General features: G+C 60.9%; 23 protein-coding genes. 4 read left to right on the plus strand and 19 right to left on the minus strand.

Translation table 11 applies throughout. The features are described 5' to 3' along the window. Both AC1D1Z_RS23235 and AC1D1Z_RS23240 read right to left on the minus strand, forming a co-directional pair. Positions 1–1,329, minus strand: a 1,329-nt coding sequence (locus AC1D1Z_RS23235; RefSeq protein WP_477851715.1) for an ABC transporter substrate-binding protein, incomplete at its 3' end; no start/stop codon positions are given. Positions 1,330–1,405: 76 nt separating this feature from the next. Then, positions 1,406–2,467 carry an ABC transporter ATP-binding protein gene (locus AC1D1Z_RS23240; protein ID WP_018245828.1) on the minus strand — a complete coding sequence of 354 codons (1,062 nt, stop codon included), beginning with the start codon at positions 2,465–2,467 and terminating at the stop codon, positions 1,406–1,408. A gap of 354 nt (positions 2,468–2,821) precedes the next feature. Between AC1D1Z_RS23240 and AC1D1Z_RS23245 the strand changes: the two genes are divergently transcribed. After that, positions 2,822–3,262: an RbsD/FucU family protein gene (locus AC1D1Z_RS23245; protein ID WP_477851716.1), complete on the plus strand. Its 441-nt coding sequence runs from the start codon at positions 2,822–2,824 to the stop codon at positions 3,260–3,262. A 303-nt stretch (positions 3,263–3,565) separates the two neighbouring features. Here the strand turns inward: AC1D1Z_RS23245 and AC1D1Z_RS23250 are convergent, their stop codons facing one another. From AC1D1Z_RS23250 to AC1D1Z_RS23310, 13 genes are all read right to left on the minus strand, one after another. Continuing rightward, positions 3,566–4,681: a hypothetical protein gene (locus AC1D1Z_RS23250; RefSeq protein WP_018245830.1), complete on the minus strand. Its 1,116-nt coding sequence runs from the start codon at positions 4,679–4,681 to the stop codon at positions 3,566–3,568. A gap of 240 nt (positions 4,682–4,921) precedes the next feature. Beyond that, positions 4,922–5,863 (minus strand): ABC transporter ATP-binding protein, encoded by a 942-nt coding sequence (locus tag AC1D1Z_RS23255; RefSeq protein ID WP_477851717.1) that lies wholly within the window; start codon positions 5,861–5,863, stop codon positions 4,922–4,924. Positions 5,864–5,885: 22 nt separating this feature from the next. Next, the gene (locus AC1D1Z_RS23260) at positions 5,886–6,521 is read right to left on the minus strand and encodes an ABC transporter permease (protein ID WP_018245833.1); all 636 of its coding nucleotides are present in this window, start codon (positions 6,519–6,521) and stop codon (positions 5,886–5,888) included. Beyond that, positions 6,518–7,150, minus strand: coding sequence for an ABC transporter permease (locus AC1D1Z_RS23265; RefSeq protein ID WP_018245834.1), 633 nt, complete (start codon positions 7,148–7,150; stop codon positions 6,518–6,520). The genes AC1D1Z_RS23260 and AC1D1Z_RS23265 overlap by 4 nt, the downstream gene beginning before the upstream one ends. Before the next feature lie 37 nt (positions 7,151–7,187). Continuing rightward, positions 7,188–8,006, minus strand: a complete 819-nt coding sequence (locus AC1D1Z_RS23270; RefSeq protein ID WP_018245835.1) for a phosphate/phosphite/phosphonate ABC transporter substrate-binding protein — start codon at positions 8,004–8,006, stop codon at positions 7,188–7,190. Between the two features lie 5 nt (positions 8,007–8,011). Further along, the gene (locus tag AC1D1Z_RS23275) at positions 8,012–9,016 is read right to left on the minus strand and encodes an ornithine cyclodeaminase family protein (RefSeq protein ID WP_026188710.1); all 1,005 of its coding nucleotides are present in this window, start codon (positions 9,014–9,016) and stop codon (positions 8,012–8,014) included. 119 nt (positions 9,017–9,135) lie between these two features. Beyond that, positions 9,136–10,068 (minus strand): glycine betaine ABC transporter substrate-binding protein, encoded by a 933-nt coding sequence (locus AC1D1Z_RS23280; protein WP_477851718.1) that lies wholly within the window; start codon positions 10,066–10,068, stop codon positions 9,136–9,138. Between the two features lie 70 nt (positions 10,069–10,138). Further along, on the minus strand, positions 10,139–11,644 hold the full coding sequence (locus AC1D1Z_RS23285; RefSeq protein WP_477851719.1) for an HAL/PAL/TAL family ammonia-lyase: 1,506 nt from the start codon (positions 11,642–11,644) through the stop codon (positions 10,139–10,141). Then, positions 11,641–12,408, minus strand: coding sequence for a histidine utilization repressor (gene hutC / locus AC1D1Z_RS23290; RefSeq protein ID WP_018245839.1), 768 nt, complete (start codon positions 12,406–12,408; stop codon positions 11,641–11,643). Before hutC ends, AC1D1Z_RS23285 begins: the two co-directional genes overlap by 4 nt. After that, positions 12,405–13,256 (minus strand): MaoC family dehydratase, encoded by an 852-nt coding sequence (locus AC1D1Z_RS23295; protein ID WP_018245840.1) that lies wholly within the window; start codon positions 13,254–13,256, stop codon positions 12,405–12,407. The genes hutC and AC1D1Z_RS23295 overlap by 4 nt, the downstream gene beginning before the upstream one ends. After that, positions 13,253–14,059, minus strand: coding sequence for an SDR family NAD(P)-dependent oxidoreductase (locus tag AC1D1Z_RS23300; RefSeq protein ID WP_018245841.1), 807 nt, complete (start codon positions 14,057–14,059; stop codon positions 13,253–13,255). The genes AC1D1Z_RS23295 and AC1D1Z_RS23300 overlap by 4 nt, the downstream gene beginning before the upstream one ends. Next, entirely contained in the window at positions 14,056–15,606 is a 1,551-nt protein-coding gene (locus AC1D1Z_RS23305; RefSeq protein WP_018245842.1) for an acyl CoA:acetate/3-ketoacid CoA transferase, read from the minus strand. Before AC1D1Z_RS23305 ends, AC1D1Z_RS23300 begins: the two co-directional genes overlap by 4 nt. Positions 15,607–15,705: 99 nt before the next feature. Further along, entirely contained in the window at positions 15,706–16,731 is a 1,026-nt protein-coding gene (locus AC1D1Z_RS23310) for a YeiH family protein (protein WP_477851722.1), read from the minus strand. Between the two features lie 100 nt (positions 16,732–16,831). Between AC1D1Z_RS23310 and AC1D1Z_RS23315 the strand changes: the two genes are divergently transcribed. From AC1D1Z_RS23315 to AC1D1Z_RS23325, 3 genes are all read left to right on the plus strand, one after another. Then, a complete protein-coding gene (locus AC1D1Z_RS23315) occupies positions 16,832–17,755 on the plus strand; it encodes a LysR family transcriptional regulator (protein ID WP_020572889.1) in 924 nt (307 codons plus the stop codon). Positions 17,756–18,275: 520 nt separating this feature from the next. After that, positions 18,276–18,788 (plus strand): hypothetical protein, encoded by a 513-nt coding sequence (locus AC1D1Z_RS23320; RefSeq protein ID WP_018245845.1) that lies wholly within the window; start codon positions 18,276–18,278, stop codon positions 18,786–18,788. Between the two features lie 112 nt (positions 18,789–18,900). After that, positions 18,901–19,104: a cold-shock protein gene (locus AC1D1Z_RS23325; RefSeq protein ID WP_003550088.1), complete on the plus strand. Its 204-nt coding sequence runs from the start codon at positions 18,901–18,903 to the stop codon at positions 19,102–19,104. A 95-nt stretch (positions 19,105–19,199) separates the two neighbouring features. On the opposite strand, the gene AC1D1Z_RS23330 is transcribed toward AC1D1Z_RS23325, so the two are convergent. From AC1D1Z_RS23330 to AC1D1Z_RS23345, 4 genes are all read right to left on the minus strand, one after another. After that, positions 19,200–20,825 carry a GMC family oxidoreductase gene (locus tag AC1D1Z_RS23330; RefSeq protein ID WP_477851720.1) on the minus strand — a complete coding sequence of 542 codons (1,626 nt, stop codon included), beginning with the start codon at positions 20,823–20,825 and terminating at the stop codon, positions 19,200–19,202. Then, complete coding sequence (locus AC1D1Z_RS23335) at positions 20,822–22,351, minus strand: FGGY-family carbohydrate kinase (RefSeq protein ID WP_018245847.1); 1,530 nt, start codon at positions 22,349–22,351, stop codon at positions 20,822–20,824. Before AC1D1Z_RS23335 ends, AC1D1Z_RS23330 begins: the two co-directional genes overlap by 4 nt. A 31-nt stretch (positions 22,352–22,382) precedes the next feature. Then, positions 22,383–23,225 (minus strand): class I fructose-bisphosphate aldolase, encoded by an 843-nt coding sequence (locus AC1D1Z_RS23340; RefSeq protein WP_032981299.1) that lies wholly within the window; start codon positions 23,223–23,225, stop codon positions 22,383–22,385. Further along, the coding region (locus tag AC1D1Z_RS23345; RefSeq protein ID WP_477851721.1) for a glycerol-3-phosphate dehydrogenase/oxidase at positions 23,198–24,539 on the minus strand (1,342 nt) is incomplete at its 5' end. The genes AC1D1Z_RS23345 and AC1D1Z_RS23340, both read right to left, overlap by 28 nt.

Consider the following 24,539-nt stretch of genomic DNA (forward strand, 5'->3'; position numbering starts at 1 on the left):
CCAGAGTGCCAGATCCTTGCCGCCGAGATGGGCTGCAGCACTCCAGGCCGCTTTCTTCTTTTTCTCGTCGCTGTCGACCCGGGCCATCACATAGACGCCCCAGCCCAGATAGACCATGTTTGGCGCGTGGTTCGGGCCGCTGGCAAGCTTTTCCCACTGGCCGGTCTTCGAATTATAGACATCGTCCGATCCCGGAAGGATGTCGAAGCCGATGGTGTCGCCAACGACCGAGCTGTCGCTGGTGCGCGCGCTTGCACCCACGTCTCCCCACCAGGAGACCATGGAACCGGTGCCGGCCAGAAATTGCTGGAAAGCTGTCGTGCCCGGATCGGCATTGAGCTGATCGCCCGCTTCCGATGGCAGGGCGTCGATGACGTCCTGAATCGCCCGGACCCATGCCGGGTTGTTGATGCGCGGCTTCATCGTGTCGGTGTCGAACAACCAGGCCTTGTCATCGGGATGCTTGGCATAGGCCGTGGCGCGGCTGCCGAGGAAGTAGAAGCCGAAACCGCCCCAAGCCTTGGGTGCGTCGAGATAGCCGACCGCTTCCATGCCGCCGATGGTCTTGCCCTTGAGGAATTTGGTGACCTCCTGAACCTTCTGCCAGGTCTTCGGAACGCCCCACTCGCCCTCGTGGCCTTCGTCCTTCCAGGCCTTCGCCAGGTCGGCATCGGCGAAGTAGTCGGTGCGGTAGTTGAAGTTGTGGCAATCGCCATCGACCGAGACGCGGTAGGTCTTGCCGTCCCAGGTGCCAACCGGCGCCTTGAGGTAGTCGACATAGTCGTCCATGTCGATCTGGGTCTTGACCCAGTCCGGCATCTCCGACGCCAGCCCCTTGCCGCAGACATCACCCTCGAACGGCGCGCCCATCTCGAGCAGGTCGAAATCGACCGTACCCGTTGCGATCGCCTGCTGCAGGCGTGGATTGTAGTCAGCCTGCGCAAGGTCGATCCAGGTGATCTTGGCGCCGGTATAATCCTCCCAAGGCTTGAGGAAGCCGCGGAACAGAACGTTATGCAGGTTCTGGTTATTCAGGCCCATGAAAGATAGTTCGACGCCGGCGAACTCGCCCTGTTTGACGCTCTTCTTCGTCGCTTCCAGGCACATTTCGCCAACTTTCTGCCAGTCGGCATCCGTCGGCGAGCCTTTGCCGACACCCGGCACCTGCAAGATCTGGCTGCGCAAGGATGCATCCTGCGCAAAGGCCGTTCCGAATGGACCGAGCATGGCGCTTCCGGCTGCGACCGCACCGAGGCTTGCACTGGTCTTCAGGATGGCGCGCCGGCTCAGGCCGATCGCCATCATTCTCTCGAAATCACTGACTTTCATATGGGTCTCCTCCCGTTGATAAACCGCCACGGTTGTGGCTGCCGGCGCTTCCTCCTCGAAGCGGCAGCAAGAACTCTCAGATAAGCCTCAGTCCGCTCTCTCCGTCAAACAGATGGACGAGGGCGGCGTTCGGCGTCATCGCGATCACATGGTCCGAGGGCTCCTCGACGCGGTCGCGAAAGACGCCGATGATCTTCTGTTGCCCAAGCTTTGCAAAGACCTGCGTTTCCGATCCGGTCGATTCAACGACCGTCACATGTGCGCTGACCGAGCCGCCAAGCGTGAAGTGCTCGGGCCGAATGCCGTAAAAGGCTGGCCGCCCGTCCGAGCCCGCAGGCGCGCGGTGGAGCGGCAGCCGAATACCCTCATCCGTCTCGAAGAACGGCTCGGCGGCAGAGCGGATGTGGCCCTTGATCAGGTTCATCGACGGCGAACCGATGAAACCGGCGACGAAGGTGTTGGCAGGCGTATCGTAAAGCGTCAGCGGCGAACCGATTTGCTCGACACGTCCGTCGCGCAGCACCACGATTCGGTCGGCCATGGTCATGGCCTCCACCTGATCATGCGTCACGTAGATCATCGTCGTTGCCAGCCGGCGCTGCAACTCCTTGATCTCGGCGCGCATCTGCACGCGCAGCTTGGCATCAAGGTTAGAGAGTGGCTCGTCAAACAGGAATACCTTGGGATCGCGCACGATCGCCCTTCCCATCGCCACGCGCTGACGCTGGCCTCCAGAAAGCTGGCGGGGATAGCGGGCAAGATACGGCACCAGATCAAGGATCTCGGCCGCCTTGCGCACCCGCCCCTCGATATCGGCCTTCGTCTCACCGCGCATCTTCAGCGCGAAGCCCATATTCTGCGCCACCGTCTTGTGCGGATAGAGCGCATAGCTCTGAAATACCATGGCGATATCGCGGTCCTTCGGCGGCAGGTCGTTGACCACCTTGCCGTCGATCCGGATGTCACCGAAGGTTATCGGTTCGAGGCCGGCGACCATGCGCAGCAGCGTCGATTTTCCGCAACCCGACGGCCCCACCAGAACGACGAACTCGCCGTCGGGGATTTCGACGGAAACGCCATGGATCACCGTCAGGCTTCCATAGGCCTTACCGACATTGACGATATTCATCGATGCCAAATATGATCCTCCTCCAACGGCGTCGCGCACTCCTCGCGACGTTTGATCGACCTTCCTGCAAAGCGGCGGCAGGTAGAGCGCTCAGCTGCACCCGCCGCCCCTATCCTGGGAGGACGTCATTCGCACCGATAACTTCACACATGGAATTACCGTTGTAAAGTAATCCATTGCAGAATTCTCAGATATTTCTCGTTTTCGTTCTCGCGACGACTTGACTAACCATAAGCATCATCGGATATGTGCGGTGCTTTTGTCCAAAAATATAAACGAAGCATTTGAGGCTGAACCCATTTCCAAACATTACGGAATTTGCATAATCTGTAAAGATTAGACCTTTGGACAGGGAGGCACAACATGCTGAGGGGAATCGATCCAGTCTTAAACGCCGAGCTGATGCATGCTTTGATGCTGATGGGGCACGGGGACCAACTGGTCTTGTGCGACGTCAACCACCCTGCCCAGACCATAGCCCGGCATACAACCTACGGCCATCTCATCGACGTTTCCGGCTGCGGCTTGGAGCGTGTCGCTGAAGCTATTCTGACGCTCTTCCCACTGGACACGTTCATCGATGCGCCGGTGAAAAGGATGCAAGTTGTTGGCGACGCCAGCGGGCAAATGCCGATTTTCGCGACGATACAAAAAGTCATCGATCGCGCTGAAGATCGCCCTGTTCGGATGGAGGCATTGGAGCRTTTCGCATTTTACGAAGCAGCGAAAAAATCCTTCGCGATCGTCAGAACCTCCGACCCAGGGCCCTATGGGTGCTTCATTTTCAGCAAAGGTGTCATCTAATCTTTGACTGCGAAATTGGTCCGAGACGCTTGCGTTTTCGGCGACCGGTACGGCTTCGGCTGCCTGCCTGCGTCGTCGCAGACCAGGACTGAATGAATTAGAGCCGTGAAGCGCTTCGTGGAGACGACGCCAGAGCGACCGGCCGTTGAGCGAGCGGCCGTTGAGCGAGCGGTCGCTTTGACGGCCTCACATGTGTTCAGGACTGATTTGGACGCAGAAACGCCGAAAGCTTTCACCGCAAAACGGCCCGCCCTGGTCTACCGCCGATCGTGAAGGCTCGGTCAAACAGCGCGGACCGTCTTGCTATTTCCAGCTCGTGTAATCGTCGGCGACGCAACCAAGAGGCGCGCGATCCTGACCAAACCGCTTCTTGAGCTGCCCGCATCCCCACTCGTTTAACGGCGCCGGCATAAGATTGTTGATGTCCATGCCAGGCGATTGGAATGGTGTCGTGGAGGTCGTGACGTACCAAAGCCAGAAGCCGACCACACCGACGAGGATCAGAAGCAACATACCGAAGAAAACCTGCAATCGCCTCCAGATCGATACCCCCGCCTGCTTGGGGTCTTCGATCAAAACCGGCACACTCCGATCGCTTTCTTGCTGATGCGCGAAAGGTGCAAGAGCCGCGTTGCGCTCATCATCGGTAAGCTTCACGCGCTGCAGACGATCGTCCAGAAGCACTGGCAGGGCAGTATTGCCGTGCCTGACAGCCAGTCCGATCGCTTTGCCATTGGCTTCCCCGACGATCAGAGGCTCTTCTCCATTCTTCATGCGCGTGTAAGCCGATCGCCCCGTTTTGTCGTTGGCAATCTTGTCATTGTAGGTGATGGAAAGGACGCCGCGTCTGCGGTCGAATGCGGTGACCTCGACCGGAACGGGGGTCAGCATGGCAGGCCGAAGCAATTGGCCCTTGACCCACCAGATGCGGATAGCGAGAAAAATCATCCCCAGGCCCATGCCGCCAAACAGTAGCGCGAACACGGTGAGCGTGATGATCCGGTTCCAGAGCATGTCCAGACCCAAGCTCATCGTCGCAAGTTCCGGATGATCGGCTGATATCACAAGACCGGTTTCGTAGTCGCCAGTATGGAAATCGACGAACATGACCTCGACTTCGGTGTCGTAGTCTCGTCCGCCGTAGCTGTAGACAAGGCGTGCCTCGCAATCGGTAAAGACTGCCTTGCGTGTCGTGCATCGCCCGTTTTGCACGTCGCCATTTTCCAGCGTCAAAGGGTTCTGGCTGATCTGGAAATCGCGGATTACGCCTGGTGCTTCCGAGACGAATAGAAAGACAGCCAGTGCCAGGATGATGGGCGTTGACCAGAAGTAAGCATTCGGGGTGGAGATGACGTTGCGCGCCAACGAGAGCGGGCGACTAGGAAGAACAAGCGAAGACAATGGCGTAGGTCCCCTCATGTGGCAGCGCAGTGCGCTGGGAAAGCTTCAGACAGTGACCGATAACGAACGAGCGGAGTTGACGTCATTCCGGCTGCTTGCACAATCCCATTGTGCGAAACTCATCTACAGCCTGAGACAGGCGATCGGCAATCCCTTTCAGCACGCGTGGGTAGCATTGGCATGGTGATCTCTTCGGCAAGGGCCGGTGGTCTTGTTCCGCGTCGAGCAAAACCGCTGCGCACTTTTACCGGAATTGCCCTACAGCCGATTGGCGCGCAACAAAGTGTCCCGCGACAGATATCCCGCAAGCGTGCCATCGGCGGCTCGGACATGCAGGCCCGGCATCTCACCGGAGAGGATGAGCGCCAAGGCGTCGTGAACCGTGGCGTCAGCGGCGATCTCGGCATCGCCGTTGGACGGTTCCGGCGTGGTCATGATCGTCGATACGGCAATCAAGCTCAGCCTTTTTATGGCTCGGTCAGGGCCGAGGAAACTCTCGACGAATTCATTGACGGGACGCGCAAGGATCTCCTGCGGGCTATCATATTGAAGGAGGYGGCCATCCCGCATGATCGCGATACGATCGCCCATCTTGATTGCCTCATCGAGGTCATGCGTGACGATGACGACGGTCTTCTTCACCTTCCTGAGAATATCGCGGAATTCGTCCTGAAGCCGGACGCGGGTGATCGGATCAATCGCGCCGAACGGTTCGTCCATCAGCATGATCGCCGGATCGGCGGCGAGAGCGCGGGCGAAACCGACGCGCTGACGCTGCCCGCCCGACAATTCGTGCGGAAGACGCTGCCGCATGATGGCCGGATCAAGACCGACGAGATCCAGGAGTTCGTCGACCCGGCGATCGCTGCGCGCCTTTTCCCAGCCGAGAAGCCGCGGGACGGTCGCAACATTGCGTGCGATCGACATATGCGGAAACAGACCAACCTGCTGGATGACATAACCGATGCTGCGGCGCAGCTCCTTCTGATCGACCCGGGCGATATCCCTGCCGTCGACCAGCACACGTCCCGTCGTGGGGGTCTCCAACTGATTGATCATGCGCATGGTCGTGGTCTTGCCGCAGCCCGAAGGACCGATCAGGGCAACCGTCGTACCGGTCTCGATCAGGAGATCGAGATTGTCGACCGCATGCTGGCCGCTTCCGTCGTAATTCTTCGTAACATGATCGAGATGAATCATCCTGATATCCGCTTTCGGCCGCTTAGCGCCGTTGAGTGAAGACGCGCTCCAGGGCGCCGAACGCCAATTCCGCAAAGATTGCGAGCAGGGCTATCGGGACCGCTCCGACGAGAAGGCGCGGCATGTTCATGATCGCAATGCCGGCATTGATGAAATCGCCAAGTCCRCCGCCGCCGATAAAGGAGGCGAGTGCCGCCCCGCCGATCACCTGGACGGCACTCGTCCTGACGCCTGACAGAATCGCGGGAACGGCCAGAGGAAGTTCGATCTCCCACAGCATCTGCCCGGCGCTCATCCCCATTCCATCGGCCGCATCGATCACCGAGGCGTCGATCTCGCGAATGCCGATGATCGTGTTCAACAGCAGCGGCGGCACGGCAAGGACGATGAGGGCGATCACCGACGGCAACAATCCGATGCCGAGGAAAGGCATCGTCGCCGACAGGATCGCAAGGCTCGGTATGGAGCGCAAGGCGCCGGCGATATTGACCACTGCAAAGGCGGCGCGGGGTGCCCGTGCGACGGCAAATCCGAGCGGCACGGCAATGACAAAAGCGATGCCGAGCGACAGGACGCACATCAGAAGATGGCGATTGAAAGCGTTGAAGAAGGTGCCGGAGTTGTCGAAGATCCAGCTGAATGCATCGATCACGATCATGCCGCTTTACCTCCACTGCGGCGGCGCAGCAGCTTTTCGAACGACGCAAAACAGTAGTCGGCAAAGAGCGCCAGAAATGACGTCAGCAGCCCGCCTGCGATGATCTTTTCAGGAAACCGCTGGTCGATGCCTTCGAAAATGATGACGCCGAGCCCGCCGGCATTGATATAGGCGGCAACGGTCGCGATGCCGATCACTGTTACCACGGCAATGCGGATGCCGCCGACAATATAGGGCATCGCCAGCGGCAGCTCGACTTCCCAGATCCGCCGCGCCGTGCCGTAGCCCATGCCGTCGGCAGCTTCGAGTATGTCACGCGGAATAGCCTGAAATCCCATGCCGATATTGCGGATCAGGATCATCAGCGAATAGGCGGCAAGACCTGTTATAGCGGGCGCCGCCCCGATACCCATGATGGGAATGAGAAGCGCAAACAGCGCCAGGCTGGGCACGGCGAACAGGATACCGGTGAAGATGACGATGGCCGCAAAACTTCGCGGTCGCCTTGCCGCCCATATCCCGACGATCAGCGAGATCACCAGGGCAATGCCGACCGATGAAAAAACGAGATACAGGTGCTCCAACAGCGCTTCGAATAGCCGGTCGAGATGTTTAGGGACCCATTTCATCGCCGAGACCTCCGCGTCCGGGCGCTCATTCGCCTGTCTACCATGGGATCCCCAATCTGCGATCGGCGTCGTCGGCTCTCTGCGGCAGAATATCGTAGGCGGACGGAGTGACCGCCGAAAATCGCCTGAGGCCGAGCCGTTCCAAAACCGCCGCTCCCTCAGGCGTTTCATGCAATGCCACGAGGCTTTGCTTTAACGCTGTGGTGATGTCCACAGGCAATGTCTGCGCGGCAACCAATAGCGGCGCGGGAAGCGGCTCGGTCGTCGCCAGAATACGAAGACCATCGATCGCGTCGGGTTCGTGCATCGACAACAATTGGAAGGCGTAAGCGTCGATCGCGCCCGCATCGATCCTGCCATCCTTGAGGGCGGCGACGATGCCTGAAGGGTTGAGCAGCGGTCCGACCGTCATGCTCTGCTTCATTTTCCCGGCAAACTGGCCGGCAAGGAAGGAGCGCGCCGCGTGGTAGCCCGATTGAGAATCGCGCACGGTCCAGCCCCAGCGTGCCGCAGCGAGATCGGCCACCGCGTTGACTGGCCCGGTGGAGGCGATGAGAATGTGGCTGGCATAGAGCGGCTGGTCCAAAGACCATGCCTCGCTCGAGACGGGTGCGGCAAGCATCGTCGGTCGCGCAGCCTCGCGCATGCGCGAAAACGGATAGCCGCACATGAAGACCGCGCCCATGTCCGGCCTCGCCCATAATTCCGACAGGGGGGCTGGTGCTGCATGAGCGATGATCTCGAGTTCTATGCTGGACTGCGAGCTGACCAGCGCAAACAGCGCGTCCCACAGGCCGCGAATGCGCGGGCTGAGATTATACATTCTCGAACAGGCGATCGGCTTGGACATCACCATGGCGACTATGCGAACCGAAGCCGCTGGCCGATGTTCATCTCTTTTGCCTTGTCGACCATGGCGGCGCCGAGCGCCACGTCGGTCGTGCTGAGGCCGCGATGCCAAAACAGGATCGTCTCCTCATCACTTTCGCGGCCGGGCTTCATGCCGCAGACGATCTGGCCGATTTCGGCATGCAAGTTCTCGGCCGTCACCTTGCCCTCGTCGACGTGACGGCGAAGCGCCCCGAAAGGTTTGCCGGGGCCGCATTGTCCCCAATCGTCGACGACGACCTTGTCCATGATATCGGTGAGATCGAATTCAAGCGCGCTCATCGTGCCATAGGGCACGACGAAGGCCCCCTTCTTCACCCATTCGGTCTTGAACAGCGGCGCTGGTTCCGGCAGGCGGCTGGCCTCGACCATGATGTCGGCGCCCTTGAGGCAATCCTGCCAATTGTCGGTGACAACGATCTTCTTGCCGAGATCCGCCTCAAGACGCTTTGCGAAGGCATCGCGACTTTCCGGCCGGCGCGAATGCACGCGGATTTCCTCGAAGTCGAAGAGATGGTCGAGAAGCCGGACATTCCAGTAAGAGGTTCCGCGCGCACCGATATGACCGAGAATCTTGCTGTCCTTGCGGGCGAGATATTTTGCGCCAAGAGCGGTGACGGCCCCGGTGCGCATGTCGGTGATAGCAGTTGCGTCGATGATGGCCTTCGGCACGCCGGTGTTCGGGTCGAACAGGTTGAGGACCGCAAGCTCCGAGGGCAGATCGACCTTATAGTTGTCGACGAAGTCACCGACAACTTTGACGCCGGCATAGTTCAGCGCTTTGACATAGCCGCGAAGCACGTTGAAATGGCCTTTGTCGGAGCTCTCTGGCACAAGATGGACGCGCGGCTCGATGACGGTTTCGCCCCTGCCCTGCGCATCCAGCGCCTTCGACACTGCATCGAGAACCTCGTCATTCGTCAACGCCAGCGCCTTGGCATCAAGGGCATTGAGATAATCGATCCAGATTTCCTGCATTTCCCGCTTCTCCACATTCCTGTCCGGCTGCTGAGCGGACGGACTTTCGAACAGACACCGTGAAAGGATCGCCACGCCAGGTCGCGGCCGGATCGATATCCGGCCGCGGGGCATGACAATCATTTCGGCAGCAGGCCGTTTTCCTTGAGGAAATCGACCGCCACGTCCTTGGCTTCCTCGTGGTCGGTCTCGACCTTGGCATTGAGGACCCGCATTTTCTCGTTGTCGAGATGGGTGCCGACCGCTTCCAGCAGTTCGGCAACTTTCGGATTGGCCTTCAGCACGTCCTGGCGGATAACGGGGGCCACGTAGTAGGGCGGAAACAGACCCTTGTCGTCTGCCAGCGGCACGAGGTTCTTCGAGCCGATCTGCCAGTCGGTCGCTGCACCGTTGGYGACGTCGATGTCCTTTTGGTCCAGTGCATCATAACGAAGACCAAGCTTGGCAAACTGCTTGAACTCCTTGAACTCGGCATCGTAGACGCGCTTCAGGCCGGGCAGGCCATCGGCGCGGTCGGGAAATTCAGCACCGCCGCCGAAGACCAGGGTCTTGGAAACCTTGGCGAGATCCGACAGGCTCTTCAGATTGCTGGCCTGCGCCGTTTCCTGCCGGACAACGATGACGTAGCCGTTGTTGATGCCGCTCGGCTTCAGCCATGTGAGGTTGAACTGCTTGGCGTAGAAATCCTTGACCTCAGTGTAGACCTTGTCGGCATCGGTCGACATCTCACCCTTGACGACAGAAGCGAGCGCTGTGCCAGTATATTCCGGATAGAGATCGATCTCGCCGGCCACCAATGCCTGGTGAGCAATCAGCGTGCCGCCGAGATTGATCTTGCGCTCGACGGTGATGCCGGCATTTTCCAAAACGGCGGCGTACATTTCGGCGAGGATAAACTGCTCGGTGAAATTCTTGCTGCCGACCTTGATGGTCTCTGCGGATGCAGGCTGGAACATGGCGGCTGCCATGATGCCGGCTGCAAAGATGCCTTTTGTCCAATTTTTCATAACCATTCCCTCTTGTTGACTTTTCAATGAACGAACCGACGGCATTCCCCAGAATGACCGCCGGCATGACCGGTCAGTGCCCTGCCCTTCTTGCCGGGGCAGTGGCGAACCGGGCTTATTGCGGGCCGAGCCCGATCAATGCGGCAATCGTCGCAAAATCCGGCCCTTGTGCGCGATCCTCTTCGAGCGCCGGGACTTGGGTGCGGACGAAAGCATAGGCTTCCGCCGATCCCTTGCCCAATTCGCCTGAGACCCCTCGCAGCTCGACGGCCTGTACCGAGGCGATCAGTTCGATGGCAGTGAGATAGCGCAGGCGCTCGACGATCGCCTGCGTCTTTGCCAAAACGCTCGGAGCCATCGACGCCTGGTCTTCGACGCCATCGGCAACAGGAATGGGCGAAAGCGAAACCGGCATGGCCAGATGGCGGATTTCGGCCTCCATGGCCGAGACGGTCTTTTGYACGGTCGCAAAGCCGGTGCGGCTCTGGCCCATCGCGGTCAGGAAGCGCGKGAGGTCGGACATGGCAGGCGACATGATCTTCATGATCCGATAGGCGGTGCCTGCCGCGCAATGCGCCATGGCCTGCCCCAGCCTTTCCCAGGCGAGCACAAACGCGGTCATGTCAAAATTGCCGTGTGAAAGAATGACRCCCTCGGATACGATCACGACAGGATTGTCGCCGGAACTGACGAGCTCAATCTCGGTCGCCTGCCTTGCCTCGTCGATCGCATGCCTCAACGCACCCCAGACCTGCGGCGTGCAACGGTAGCTCAAAGGATCCTGGAGACGTCTTGCTGCATCGGCGGCAAGCAAGGAGCTGCCCGAAAGCAGCTCCATCAGTTGAGCGGCGACACGGCGTTGCCCGAAGGCGGGTCTTGCAGCCAGAGCGCGATCGTCGAAGACGCTGACATTGGCCCGGAACGCTTCGAAATTAACGGCAATCGCCTTCAGGGACCAATCGAAGAGCCGCTCGATCTCCTCAAGCGCCAGACAGGCGAGGCCGATGGAGAGGCTGTTGGCCACAACAAGCGCATGCCCGTCCTTCGGCGCCAATTCGAGGGGCTTCAGGCCGGCCCTTTCAAGAGCGATGGCGGCCGGCAGCACTTCGCCGCCAAGCTCGATCTCGCCGAAGCCGAGAAGGCCGCGGCTCATATGGGCAAGCGGAGCCAAATCCGCCGCACCAATCGAGCCCAATGATGGGACGACGGGATGGACACTTGCATTGATGGCGGCGATCAGACCGTGGAATACTTTCAGCGAAACGCCGGAACCGCCAGCCGCCATGCCGGCAGCCCTGACGGCCATCATCGCCCGCACGGATTCCTGTGCGAGCGGTTGTCCGACGCCGACGGCGCGGGCTTGCGGCACACGCATCTGGAACGCCACGAGGTCTTCCGTTGCAAGTCGCGTGTCGACACCGGCTCCCAGTCCCGTCGTCAGGCCATAGACCGGCAGATCGTTTGCCGTATAGCGATCGACGACGGCACGCGCCGCGACAATCCGGGCTTCGACCTCGGCGGATATCTCAATCCGCGCATGACGACGGGCAACCGCTGCGATGTCCTCGATCGTCGGCGGAGCCGCGCTGAAGATGATCGATGGAGAATGGGTGGCGCTCACTGTTTCTCTCCGAGAATGGCGACGGGCTTAGAGGGACCCTTGCTGGACCGTGCTTCCAGCCGATATTGCGCGCCGGGATAGTATAAAAGCGCGCAGGTCACGACGGCCTCGCCCGACCAGGTCCGTCGAAAGACGCGCAGGCAAGGGTGATCATTCTTCAGGCCGAGATATTTGCGTATGGCCCTATCCGGTTTGACGGCCTGGACGATATGTTCGAACGCCGTTATCGGTGCGACCTGCGTCAGATATTCGTGCGGCGTCATGCTGTAGAAGTCGGCAGACAGATAATCGGGCGCCACCAGCGGATTGACATAGCGCTCCTCGACCTGAATGGGCTGGTCGTTTTCCATGTGCACGATCAGCGAATGCATCACCTCAGCGCCGAGGATCAGTTGGAGCGCGTCGGCAACGTTAGCATCCGCCTTCATCAGCCCGGCCTTGACGACCACCGCCTTATGCGTGTGACCCCGTTCCAGTATTTCGTCGGCTATGTTGCGGATTTGAAGCAGATCGACGTCGAGGTGCTTTGGCGACACGAACGTTCCGATCCCGGCGGATCGCTTGAGAACGCCCTCGAACATCAGCTCCCGCAGGGCCCGGTTCGCCGTCATGCGGCTGACGCCGAATGCCGCCACCAGTTCGCTTTCGGAGGATACCCGGTCTCCCGGCTGCAGCTTGCCCTCGGCGATGTCGGCCAGGATCTGCTCCTTGATCCTGATATAATGGCGCGCTTCGCCGGCGGCCGGTTTGACTGCTTTCGTCATGACAGCCTCGCCACGCCATTGTCGAGGATGATAGCGCTCCGCGAAGCAACGAGCCCCCTGAAGTGAATCTCGGCGCCGTTGCGCCATATCTGCAGGGTGATCGTTTCTCCGGGAAAGATCGGTGCGCTGAAACGCGCCGCGATTGCGCTCAAGCCAGTCGCCATGCCTGGATCGATGGCAGCGACGATGGCGTAGCCCGCATGGCCGAAGCTGCACAGCCCATGCAGGATCGGCCGGTCAAAGCCGCTTTTGCCGGCTGCCTGCGGATCGACATGCAGCGGATTAAGATCGCCGTTCAGGCGATAGATGAGAGCGGCGTTACCAGGGATGTCGACATTGAATTCGAAGTCCGGCTCTCCGTCCGGGACTTTGGGCAAGGGTTCAGGCGCAAATCCCGCCGAACCGCATCCACCGTCGCCGCGGCACGCGTTCGTCTGGACGATCGTCGCGATGGGCTCGTCACCGTCCGCGGTTGCGATCAGGCGCTCGAAGCTGACGAACATTCCTTTTTCAACACCGCGATCGACTACCGAGAGGACGCGTGAGCGAGAGGTCAGCGGCACATCAAGCGGGACCGGCCGGTGGATCGTCAGGCGATGTTCGGAATGCACGAGACGCGCCCAGTCGACGCCTGTCTGTCGCATCCATGGGCCTGGATGCGCTACGATATTGGCAAGGGTCGGCGCGGTCACGAGATCGCGTTCATAGACGTAGTTCAATGCCTTTTCGTCGAGCGCGTTGGTGCCGTAGCCAACCGACAGGGCGTAAAGGATGGCATCTCTTGCGGTGACCACATGTGTTGCTTGCGGCACCGGGAAGTCGAGGATGGATTGGGCCGGCAGCGTCACGATGCGGCGCCCCCAGATGTCGCGGGTTTGCGAACGCCTCCGGACAGGCGGATGCCGCCGTCAACGGACAGCAATTCACCGGTGACGAAGTCGGCACCCTGAACAAGCCAGACAATGGCGCCGGCAACGTCTTCCGGTGTCGCGACACGGCCGAGCGGCGCGGCGTCCGAAAATCGCTTGGCAGTGGCTCCATAGGCGTCCGGCCCGAGCGTGTCGCGCATCCAGCGCGTATCGATGATGCCAGGACAAACGGCATTGACGCGGATATCGGGACCGCAGGTGCGCGCCAGGGCCAAGGTCAGCGCATTCAGCGCGCCCTTGGAGGCCGTATAGGCAAGCGAGCTGCCGCCGCCAGTAAAGGCAACATTGGATGAGACATTGACGATCGCACCGCCGCCGCTGTCACGCATCGCAGGCACTGCCGCCCGGCACATCTGATAGGCGCCGATGACATTGACACCGAAAACGTTCTGAAAATCTTCGGCCGACAATGTCTCCAGATCGAAAGGATCGGATTTGACCGTCATTGCGGCATTGTTCACCAAGGCGTCGAGCCGCCCCCATCGATCGACGGCAATCGCGACCATTCGGCGGCAAGCCGCGTCATCGGCAACGTCGGCCTGGACGATCTCCACCTCCGCGCCCAGGCTGCGGCAGATATCGCCAGTCTCATCGGCCTCTTTCTTGCTGCGGCTGTAGTTGACGACCACCCTGGCACCGCCCGCGGCGAATTGTTTGACGCATGCAGCCCCGACGCCCGTTGCCGAGCCTGTGACGATGATGGCGGCTCCATCGATTTTCATGGGGCAAAGTCCTTCATGGCGTGGGGCGAAAACAGACGCGCATCCATCTGCTTCAGCCGATCTGACACCGCGACGCTCTTCGGCAGGCGATCGAGAACATGGGCGGCAAGATCGATGCCGGGGGCAAACTCCGTCAGCGTCAGGCATCCGTCAATTACCCGAAAGACAGCCCGTTCGGTGACGACGAGCTGTGATTGCCCTTCCGGCGCAAAGGCGGGGCTCGAACTGATCTGGTCGACATCATCGACGATCTTGCAGAAGCGGCCGTCCTGGATGATGTCGAGCGTGCCGTCGGCAACGGCAATTTCAGCGCCACCGGCCGAAAACGCGCCGAGATAGACAACGTGCTTGGCCGTCTGCGAAATATTGGTGAAGCCGCCGACCCCGACGATGGAATTGTTGAAGCGGCTGACATTGACCGCACCGTGCCGATCCACCTCGGCCATGCCGAGGAAGGCGATATCGAGGCCGCCGCCGTCGTAAAAATCAAACTGCGATGCCTGTGGGATGATGGCGGTCGGATTGACGGCGGCGCCAAAGGACAGCTCCTCGGCCGGCACGCCGCCGATGACGCCGGATTCGATCGTCATCGTATAATCGTCGAATCCCTCTTCGCTGGCGATGCGGCCGATCCCGGCGGCAATGCCGATGCCGAGGTTGATGGTTGGGCGATTGAGCGGCGCCAGCTCCCGGAAGGCACGTCGCTGAATAATTTTATCGACCGACAGTGGCGCCGGCTGCAGGCGGCTCATCGCCATCCGGACGCGCCCGGTATAGGCGATATTGTCCGTCTCGGCGAAACTGACGCCGTGCTGGGCCGGATCATCGCAGACGACGACATAATCGACCAGCACCGCCGGGATGCGAACATCGCCCGGCGGCAGGGAGCCGCGTTCGGCAATCCGCTTGACCTGGACGATGACGATGCCACCGGAGTTTCGGCCCGCCTGCGCCATGGCGAGCACGTCGAGCGGGAACGCCTCGTCCTCGAGGGTGATGTTGCCGTCTTCGTCGGCCGTCGTTCCGCGCAACAGCACGCAGTCGAGCGGCATCGACGGATAAAGCAGCCATTCCTTGCCGCGCAACGACACACGCTCGACAAGCGCACGCGGCGCCGTCGCATTCATGCGGCCGCCGCCATGAAGCGGATCCATGAAGGAGCCGAGCCCGATATGGGTGACCACTCCAGGCTGACCGGCGGCAATCGCCCGATAGAGCTGCGCGATGACGCCCTGCGGCCAGCAATGCGCTTCGATCTTCTCCTCGATCGCCAGCCTGCCAAGGCGCGGCGTTCCGCGCCATCCCCCGGCGATCACGCAGGCGACGAGGCCTTCATAGCCAAAGTGCCCCATGCCGCGCGTCTGACGATCGCCCGTGCTGGCAGCAAACAGAAGTGTCAGGTTGCGGGGTTTTCCAGAGGCGAGGAAACGCTCCTCGACGGCCGCCGTGATGGCTTCGGGATGACAGCATCCTCCAAAACCCGAAGCAGCGACAGTCATCCCATCTTCGAGGAGATCCGCAGCTTGCTGTGAAGAGATGACCCGCATGACGATCTTTGCTTCCCCGGCCTGTATATACAGGCTAGCCGCCGATCGTTTGTAAGGCAACTGGAATCTTTGCCAGTATTTTAGGCACACCACCTTCGATCAGACGATATTCAGCAGTCCGATCAGGCAAAGCCCAAGAGCCGCCAGCGCCAATAGCGACAGCGCCGCCGCCGCGAGGACACGACCGCCGGTATGGGCGACGGATCTGACATCGACGGAGAGACCCAAAGYGGCCATGGCGGTGACGGTGAAGGCGGCGGAGACAGCCGACACCCCGGGCAGCAGCGGCGCCGGGATCGCGTCGAGAGAACGAAGTGTCGCCATGGCTGCAAAACCGAGGATGAACCAGGGGAGAACATGGCGGAGATTGACTGCAGAGCCGCCAGCACGGCGGCCATGAACTGCACCGAGCAGAAGGATGACCGGTCCGAGCATCATCACGCGGATCAGTTTGACGAGCGTGCCCACCTGGGCGCTGACGGCTCCGGCAGAGGCCGTGGCCGCCAATACCTGCGGGACGGCATAGGCTGTCAGGCCTGCGAAAACGCCATATTGTACGGCGCTCAGACCCAAGAGCAGATGAAGAAGCGGCAGCGTCAGCACTGCCCCGATGCCGAGCAGCGCGGTAAAGGCTATCGAGGCCGCGATATCATCCGGTTTGGCGCCGATCACGGGCGCTGCGGCGGCAATCGCAGAATTGCCGCAGATCGAGTTGCCGCAAGCAACCAAGGTCGCCAGGCTGGCCGACAGTCCGAAGAGCCGTCCGATCAGAAAGCTGCCGGCCAAAGACAGAGCAACCAGAACGGCAATTCCGCCGACAAGCGGGAGCCCAGCCTGCCGAATGGCAGCCGTGCTGAGCGAGGCGCCAAGCAACACGACGGCAATTTCGAGAAGCGTCTTGGCGGCGAACTGGATGCCGGGAATGAAAGTCTGCGGCAGACAGACCGAGGAGCGCACGGCAATGCCGATCAGAATGGCAAGCACGAGGCTCTCGATCCAATGCGAGCCGAAAATCATCAACTGCAGCCGCTCAACAAGATGCGCAGCGAGCGTGACCGCCGCACAAAGAACGAGTCCCGGCAGGACAGCAGGAAACGACGGGGAACGGGAGGCGGAAACGAGCATCGGCAAGACCTTGCGCAAGGACTGCACTGTCCCACACTCAATTATCGACTTCCATTGAATAGTTTATTATGATTCATTCGGTAAAATCGAACGATTGATCATGACATTTGAACAGCTTTCCATTTTCGTCGCGGTTGCGGAACGCGAGCATCTGACCAATGCTGCCTCCGCGATCGGGCTGACGCCATCGGCCGTCAGTTCGGCGATCCGCAATCTCGAGGCCTCCTATGGCGTCGAGCTTTTCCACCGCGTCGGACGCCGCATAGAGCTGACATATGAAGGACGGGTGTTTCTAGGGGAGGCAAGAGCGACGCTGGCGCGCGCCAAGGCCGCGGCGCTTGTCTTGTCCGATCTCGGCGGCTTGCAAAAGGGTGAACTGGTCGTTTTTGCAAGCCAGACGATCGCAAGCTACTGGCTGCCGGCGATGCTGATGCGTTTCAAGATCCGCTACCCGGGCATTGACCTGAAGCTGATGATTGGCAACACGACCACGGCGGCAAAAGCGGTTCTCGATGGATTGGCCGAAGTCGGCTTCGTCGAAGGCAGCGTTGACGAGCCGGCGCTGAATATTCAGCCGCTTGCCGAGGACGAACTGCTTGTCGTCGTAGGTCCGCGTCATCCCTGGGCGCGTGGCAAGGCAATTGCACCGACGGACCTGGTTTCAGGCACGAAATGGGTCATGCGGGAAAGAGGGTCCGGAACCCGGTCGGCTTTCGAGGCGGCGATTTCCAATCTCGGCATAGCCCCCGGAAATCTGGCTGTCGCGCTTGAACTGCCGTCGAACGAGGCGGTCATATCGGCAGCAAGAGAAGGCCTCTGCGCGACGGTCGTCTCAGGTGCCGTGGCGGCGCCGCTCTTGACGCAAGGTCTTCTGGTGAAGGTGCGCTTTCATCTGCCGTCCCGGCAATTTGCAATCCTGCGGCATAAGCAAAGGCACTCCAGCCGTGCCTCATTGGCGCTGGAAACGATTTGCCGCGAGGATAAAGCTGCCGAAGTCAAAAATGGGGAGGACTGGGCGCTCTAGAGCCTTTCCGGGTTAGATTGAAGCATTCTGCCGGAGCAGGTTTTCGTCAGGGCAAAGGCGATTGGCGACGGGCATACCTCTTGGTACGTCCGAGCCGATCGCCTTTGCCCTGGCGGAAAGATGCCCGGCCCTTCGGGTTGGCTGAAACGGGCCGGCTGATCGACCGGCCGGCTTGGCCGTAGAGCTGGGCTACGACGCGCGCCGGCCGGTCGACCATCCGACTCCGTTTGAGCCAACAGAATGCTTCAATCTAACCCGGAAAGGCTCTAGGTGTGGATCCTCAAGAGGTTGTCTCGGTTGAGGCCGAGGCGACTGATGGGTGTTTTTGATTTCAGGCTGCCGTGCGGACGAGCCCGCGAAGGCCCCGGCGAAGGTTCCTGCTCGGGAGATGGTGGTGGCTGCGAGCCCAATCGATGCTTCCCGTATGGAACGAAAACCACGTGCGGCGGTTATATGACCGCCTTCCTCCTCAACAACCGAGCGTGGCGGTCCTGATGTAGCGCGATCGAAAGTGATTCACATGATCAAAGTCCTTGCATGCTCCATCGCCGTTGCGACGGCCGCAATGGCAACGGCAGGCGCCGCCCACGCCGACGAATCCGCCTTCTTGAAAACACTGGCGGGAAGTTGGAGCGGTAACGGGACCGTGAAAGTGCGGACAAATGCACCCACCATTAAAGTCACTTGCCGTTTCAAATCGGATGCGAATGCAAGCTCCCTCGCACTCAATGGGCGTTGTACCAGCCTTGTCGTTTTTTCCCGCGTCATCAGCGCGAACCTCAAGGCCACTGGTGACACCTACACTGGCTCCTACGTGGGCGCGGGCACCGGCACCGCGGGTCTTGGCGGAAAGCGCGCTGGTAATGCCATAAGTCTCGCGATCAGATGGGCGAAAGAAGTCAACGGCGATCGGCGTGCGCAGATGACGATCGAAAAAACCGGAGCATCGGGCATGCGCCTCACAACCATCGATACCGACCCTGCTACCGGTCGATCGGTTGTTACGAGCCGCATTGAGCTTCGTCGGAGCTGACGTCTTTTTGCGTTCAAAAAGCCACGAGTGTGCTAAAGGGTTGATAGAGAAGCGTCGAAGCTATAGTTTCGCCTTCGCAAATCGTCGAACGATACAAGGAAATATTTATCTCATGCCGACAGGTACCGTTAAATTCTTCAATGACGACAAGGGCTTCGGCTTCATCACCCCTGAGGGTGGCGGGCAGGACGTTTTTGTTCACGTGTCTGCGCTGCAAAGCGGCGGGTCGCTCCGCGAAGGCGACAAGGTCAGCTTCGAAGTTGGCCAGGATCGCAAGACCGGAAAATCGAAGGCTGAGAACGTCTCGACTCTCTGATCGAAAATCGATGGCCCAACCTGCATTGAGCGGGTTGGGCTCATCGTCACGAGCCGCAATTCCACGCATTCACTTTAGAGAATGCGAGGGGCTAATTACGCCCCTGATAGGACGCTCTCCGCGGCCTTCTCGGCAATCATTATCACCGGCGAGTTGGTGTTTCCCGACACGATCGTCGGCATGATCGATGCATCGACCACCCGCAGTTTCGCCAGCCCATGCACCCGCAATTGCGGATCGACAACCGCCATCACGTCGTTGCCCATCTTGCAGGTGCCGACCGGATGGAAGATCGTTGTGGCGATATCGCCGACGCGACGGATCAGTTCCTCGTCACTCTGGTATTCCAGGCCCGGCAGCATTTCCTGCGGCCGGTACTTGCGAATGGCGCCGGCCTCCATGAGCCGGCGGGCGTGCCGAACCGATTTCGTCGCAAGCAACCGGTCGCCGACGGTCGAAAGATAATTCGGGCGGATTTCCGGCGCCACGGAAAGGTCCGGGCCGCCAACATGCACGGTCCCCCGGCTTTCCGGCCGCAGATTGCAGAYGGAGACGGTGACGGCGGGATATTTGTGCAGCGGCTCGCCGAGCCGGTCGGTGCTCAAGGGCTGTACGTGATATTCGAGATCGGCGGTCGCAACAGCGGGGTCGCTCTTGGCAAAGATACCGAGCTGGCTCGGCGCCATCGACAGTGGCCCTGACCGGCGCAGCATATATTCAAGCCCCATGCCCGCCCGGGTGAACAGGTTGTGATAGAGCTGGTTCAGCGTCTTTGCGCCCTCGATGCGGAAGACCGTACGGATTTGCAGATGGTCCTGCAGGTTTTCGCCGACACCCGGAAGTTCATGGACGACGTCGAGTCCGGCAGCCGACAGCACATCCGGGCGACCGACCCCGGAAAGCTCCAGGATTTTCGGTGAATTGATCGCACCGGCAGACAGAATGACCTCGCGACCGGCGCGAGCCAGATGATTCTGCCCGTTCAGCCGGAATCGCACGCCGGTCACCATTCTGCCGTCGAATTCCAGCCGCTCGGTTTCGGCGCTGGTCAGCACATATAGATTGGGCCGCTTCATTGCCCGGCGCAAAAAGGCCTTGGTCGTATTCCAGCGCAGGCCGCCGCGCTGGTTGACCTCGAAATAGCCTGAGCCCTCATTGTCGCCATCGTTGAAATCGTCGGTCTTCGGGATACCGAGTTCTTCTGCGGCATCACGAAAGGCATCGAGGATCGGCCAGGAAAGCCGCTGCTTTTCCACCCGCCATTCGCCGCCTGCCCCGTGCATAGGCGACTTGCCGCGATAGTTGTCCTCGGATTTCAGGAAATAGGGCAGCACGTCGTCCCAGCCCCAGCCGGAATTGCCCGCCTGCCGCCAACCGTCGTAATCGGCCGCCTGGCCGCGCATGTAGATCATGCCGTTGATCGACGAGCAGCCGCCCAGCAGTTTTCCGCGCGGATAGGGCAATGACCGGCCGTTCAGTCCGGCCTCCGCCGCCGTCTTCATCATCCAATCGGTGCGTGGATTGCCCATGCAGTAGAGATAGCCGATCGGCACATGCACCCAATGATACCGGTCGCTGCCGCCGGCTTCGAGCAACAGGACGCGGGTTTTCGGATCGGCCGACAGCCGGTTGGCCAGAACGCATCCCGCCGATCCTGCGCCGACGATGATGAAATCGTAGCTTCCCGCATCAATGGCCGCATAATTCATACGCATGTTCATGCCGCCGCCCCCGCTGCCGCCGGCGGAACCGCTGTCAGACGCCGCCAGAGCGGTGCCATCGCTTCGGCGATATCCTGATAGAGAGCGTAACGCCGCGCATAGTGTGCCTCGAGCGAGACATCCGGACGATAATACCGCTCTGCCCGAACCATGGCCGCAGCACCAGCGCCGAAGTCCGCGAAAATGCCGACGCCGGTTCCGGCCGCAATAGCCGCTCCCAGCGCACCGGTTTCACGCGAGCGGGCAACGCTGACCGGAACGCCGAGCACATCGGCGAAGATCTGCGGCCAGATCAGGCTGCGCGAGCCGCCGCCGGACAGCACGGCTTCGTTGAAGACCGCGCCCGCCTTTCGGATCGTCTCGATGTGCTGGCGATGACCGAAGGCGACACCTTCGAGAAGCGCGCGAACGAGATGTCCCTTGGTGTGCCAACCGGCAAGACCGTAGAAGCCGGCGCGCGCGTGGCCGTCCTGCTGGGCGCCATAGAGATATGGATGGTAGATCGGATCGTCTGTCGTGGGCTCGATCGCCCCGGCCAGCGCGCAGCAGGCATCAAAGGGCGAAACGCCTTCAGCATGCTCGCCTTCGAAGAACTCCCGCACCAGCCATTCGAGATTGGCAGCCGAGGTGGCGCTGTTCTCCATCGCCATGTAGCGGCTGCGATCGAAGGTCGAGGACATGAAGACTGGCTCGTCGAGGTCGGGGATGTCGATGATGACCTGGTTGATGCTCCAGGTGCCGGCAATGATCGAGGCGCTGCCGGTGCGCGCAACGCCGGAGCCGAGCGCCGAGGCGACGACGTCGAACAGTCCGCCGACCACAGGTGTACCAGCGGCGAGCCCGGTTTGCCCCGCCACCTCTTCCGTCACCGTCCCGGCAATGTCGGCGCTTTCGATGAGCGGCGGCAAGAGGTCCATGCAATCGTCCAGTCCATAGGCCTCCATCAGCGCCTTGTCGTAGCGGCGCGCGGCAAGATCCAGCAGACCGGCCCCCGACATGTCGGACACTTCGCTGACACGCAGGCCGGTCAGGCGGTTGACGACAAAATCCTTGGAGAAGAACACCGTACCGATGCGGTTAAACAAATCCGGCCGGTGACGCTTCAGCCAGGCAAGCAATGTCGGCGTCTGGGATGGCCACGGACGCTGGCGGGCAATCGGATAGGTCCGGTCACCAACGCCGGCATCTCGCCATTCATCGACCAACCCGGCCGCCCGCGTGTCGAGCGACTGGATGCCGATGAGCGGAGCGCCGTCGCGATCAAGCGCATAAAGACCGTTGCCATGCCCGGCGCAACCGATCGCGGCGATTTCCTCCGGCTGGATCTCTGCCTTTTCGATGCAGGCGCGGATGACCTGCCGTGCATTTGTCCAGAGTTCGTCCAACCCTCGCTCGACATGCCCCGGGCTCGGCATGCGGCTGTGTCCTTCTTCGGACGCAGCCGCGATCTCGTTGCCGTGCCGGTCGAAAATCACCGCCTTGATAACGGTGTTTCCGGCGTCGAGCCCCAAAAGATACTCTCCCATGCAGAACCCTCCCGAGATTCGAAATCGCTGCTCAGCCCTGCTGATAGAGCGCAAAGGCCTGTTCGCTGCTCGCGTCCTCGTGCACGATCGCCATCAGCCCGCGCACCACGGCACTCGGATTGGCGTGCTGATAGATGTTGCGGCCATAGACCATGCCCATTGCACCCTGCCGCATCAAGGCCGCGGATTTGTCGAAGACGGCACCAAGATCCTCCTTGCCGCCGCCGCGCACGAGAACCGGGCAACGGGCTGCTTCCACCACTCTGTGGAAATCCTCGGCATTGGTGGTTGGGTCCGCCTTGACGATATCCGCACCTATCTCGCGGGCGAGCCGCGTCAACGTAACGATCTTGTCGGCATCGCCGTCGACCATGTAGCCGCCCTTTTCCGTCACCGGCTGCATCACCAACGGCTCGATCATCAGCGGCATGCCATACTTGTCGCAATCGGCCCGGACGCGGGAAATATTCTCAACGCACTGGCGGAACAGGTCCGGCTCGTCCGGCAGCATGAACAGGTTGACGACGACGCAGGCTGCATCCATCTCGATCGCGCCGATCAATGGTTCGGCCTCGTTCTGCAGCACCGCCCACATGTCGCGGTGGCGGACCCGGTTATAGGGATTGCCCATGTCGATGCGCATGACTAGCGCCGGCTTGTCCTTGCCGGGCACATGCTGCAGCAGGTCGGCCTGGCCGTAATTCATCTGGATCGCGTCCGGCCCTGCAGAAACCAGCGCCTTGACGACGGCCTGAATGTCCTCCAGCCCGTTGAGGAAGGATGGTTCGTTGCAGACGCCGTGATCGATCGCCACATCGAGGCAGCGGCCGCCGCCGAACAGCCGGTTCATCCGGACTTTGCTGTTGTGTCGCATTCTGTGCTCCTTGGTTCGTTCCTTGCGGAAAGCATGTCTTCGTCGACGCCGTGGCGTTGGTTGAGAAGGGTGAGAAAACGGTCGCGCTCACGGGCGCGATGCGCGAGCGTCCAGCGCTTTTCCTGCGCCAGCAGGTCGAGTGCGGCATCCATCATGTCGAGCGTAAGCTCGCCGGAAACGGCAAGCGTCGTGCGCCGCAAAAGCAGGTCGTCGAGATGTTCCACCGCTTCCTCGCGGATCAGGAACTGCAATTCGCGTATCGAGTAGCCGGCGTGCGGCAGCGCCGCATCGGGGCCTGCCGCGGTGAAGCCGGCAATTGCCTCGGCATCCGTGCCGTATCGGGCAAACAGCTCAGCCATGCGCCCTCCGGAAAGGCCTTTGTTGGCTGCCATCTGCGTTAGCCAGGCGAACGCGTTGGCCGGAAATGCCCGCCCGCCGCCGATCGGCCGATCGGTTGTCGCAACGCGGCGGCGCCTGCCGAGCCTTGCCAAAGCCATGTCGGCCGCCAGTTCCCCGAAGGACCGGAATGTCGTCCACTTGCCGCCGATCATGCAGAATACCGGCGGACCACCCTTGGAAGGCTCCAGCACGGTGCAGAAGTGATCGCGCGGGATGCGGCCGGTAAAACTGTCGGTGCTGGCCGGCAGCGGCCGCACGCCGGAAAACTGGAAAACGATTTGTTCGGGCCGGATGGGAATGCCCGGCAGCACGAAGGCGAGCGACTGCAGGATATAATCCCGCTCGTCCGCCTCGCAGCGCACCGTTTCCGGATCATCGACGCGGATATCGGTGGAACCGACGAGAACCTTGCCGAGATAAGGAAACAGGATGCAGATCCGCCCGTCCTCGTTCTCGTAGTAGATCATGTGATCCGCGAGCGCATCGCGCAGGTCCGCATTGTCGATGATGAGATGCGAGCCCTTGGTGCCGCCCATCAGCGGTGACGGCCGCGCTTCCGGCGAAAACAGGGTCTGATTGGCAAGGTCGATCCAGCCGCCGGTGGCGTTGATGATCAGCGCCGGTTCGACGCTAACGGACGCGCCGCCGATCTGGTCTTCGACACGATATTGGCCATCCTCTGTCCGCTGCAATTCGGCATAGTTCAGCGCCATCGCCCCGAACTTTGCTAAAAGACCATCCTGCAGAAGCTCGATGCCTAGCCGCTCCGGATGGCTGACCCAGGCGTCGAAATAGGTGGCGGAACTCTTGATGTCGGGATTGAGCGCCGGCCATTTGGCAAGCGTCGTGCGCCGGCCGCGAAACTGGTGGCGCGGCATCAGTGCCCGCTTGCGCGTCAGGAAATCATAGATGCTC

It is taken from the genome of Rhizobium sp. P1_E1 (assembly GCF_056406015.1).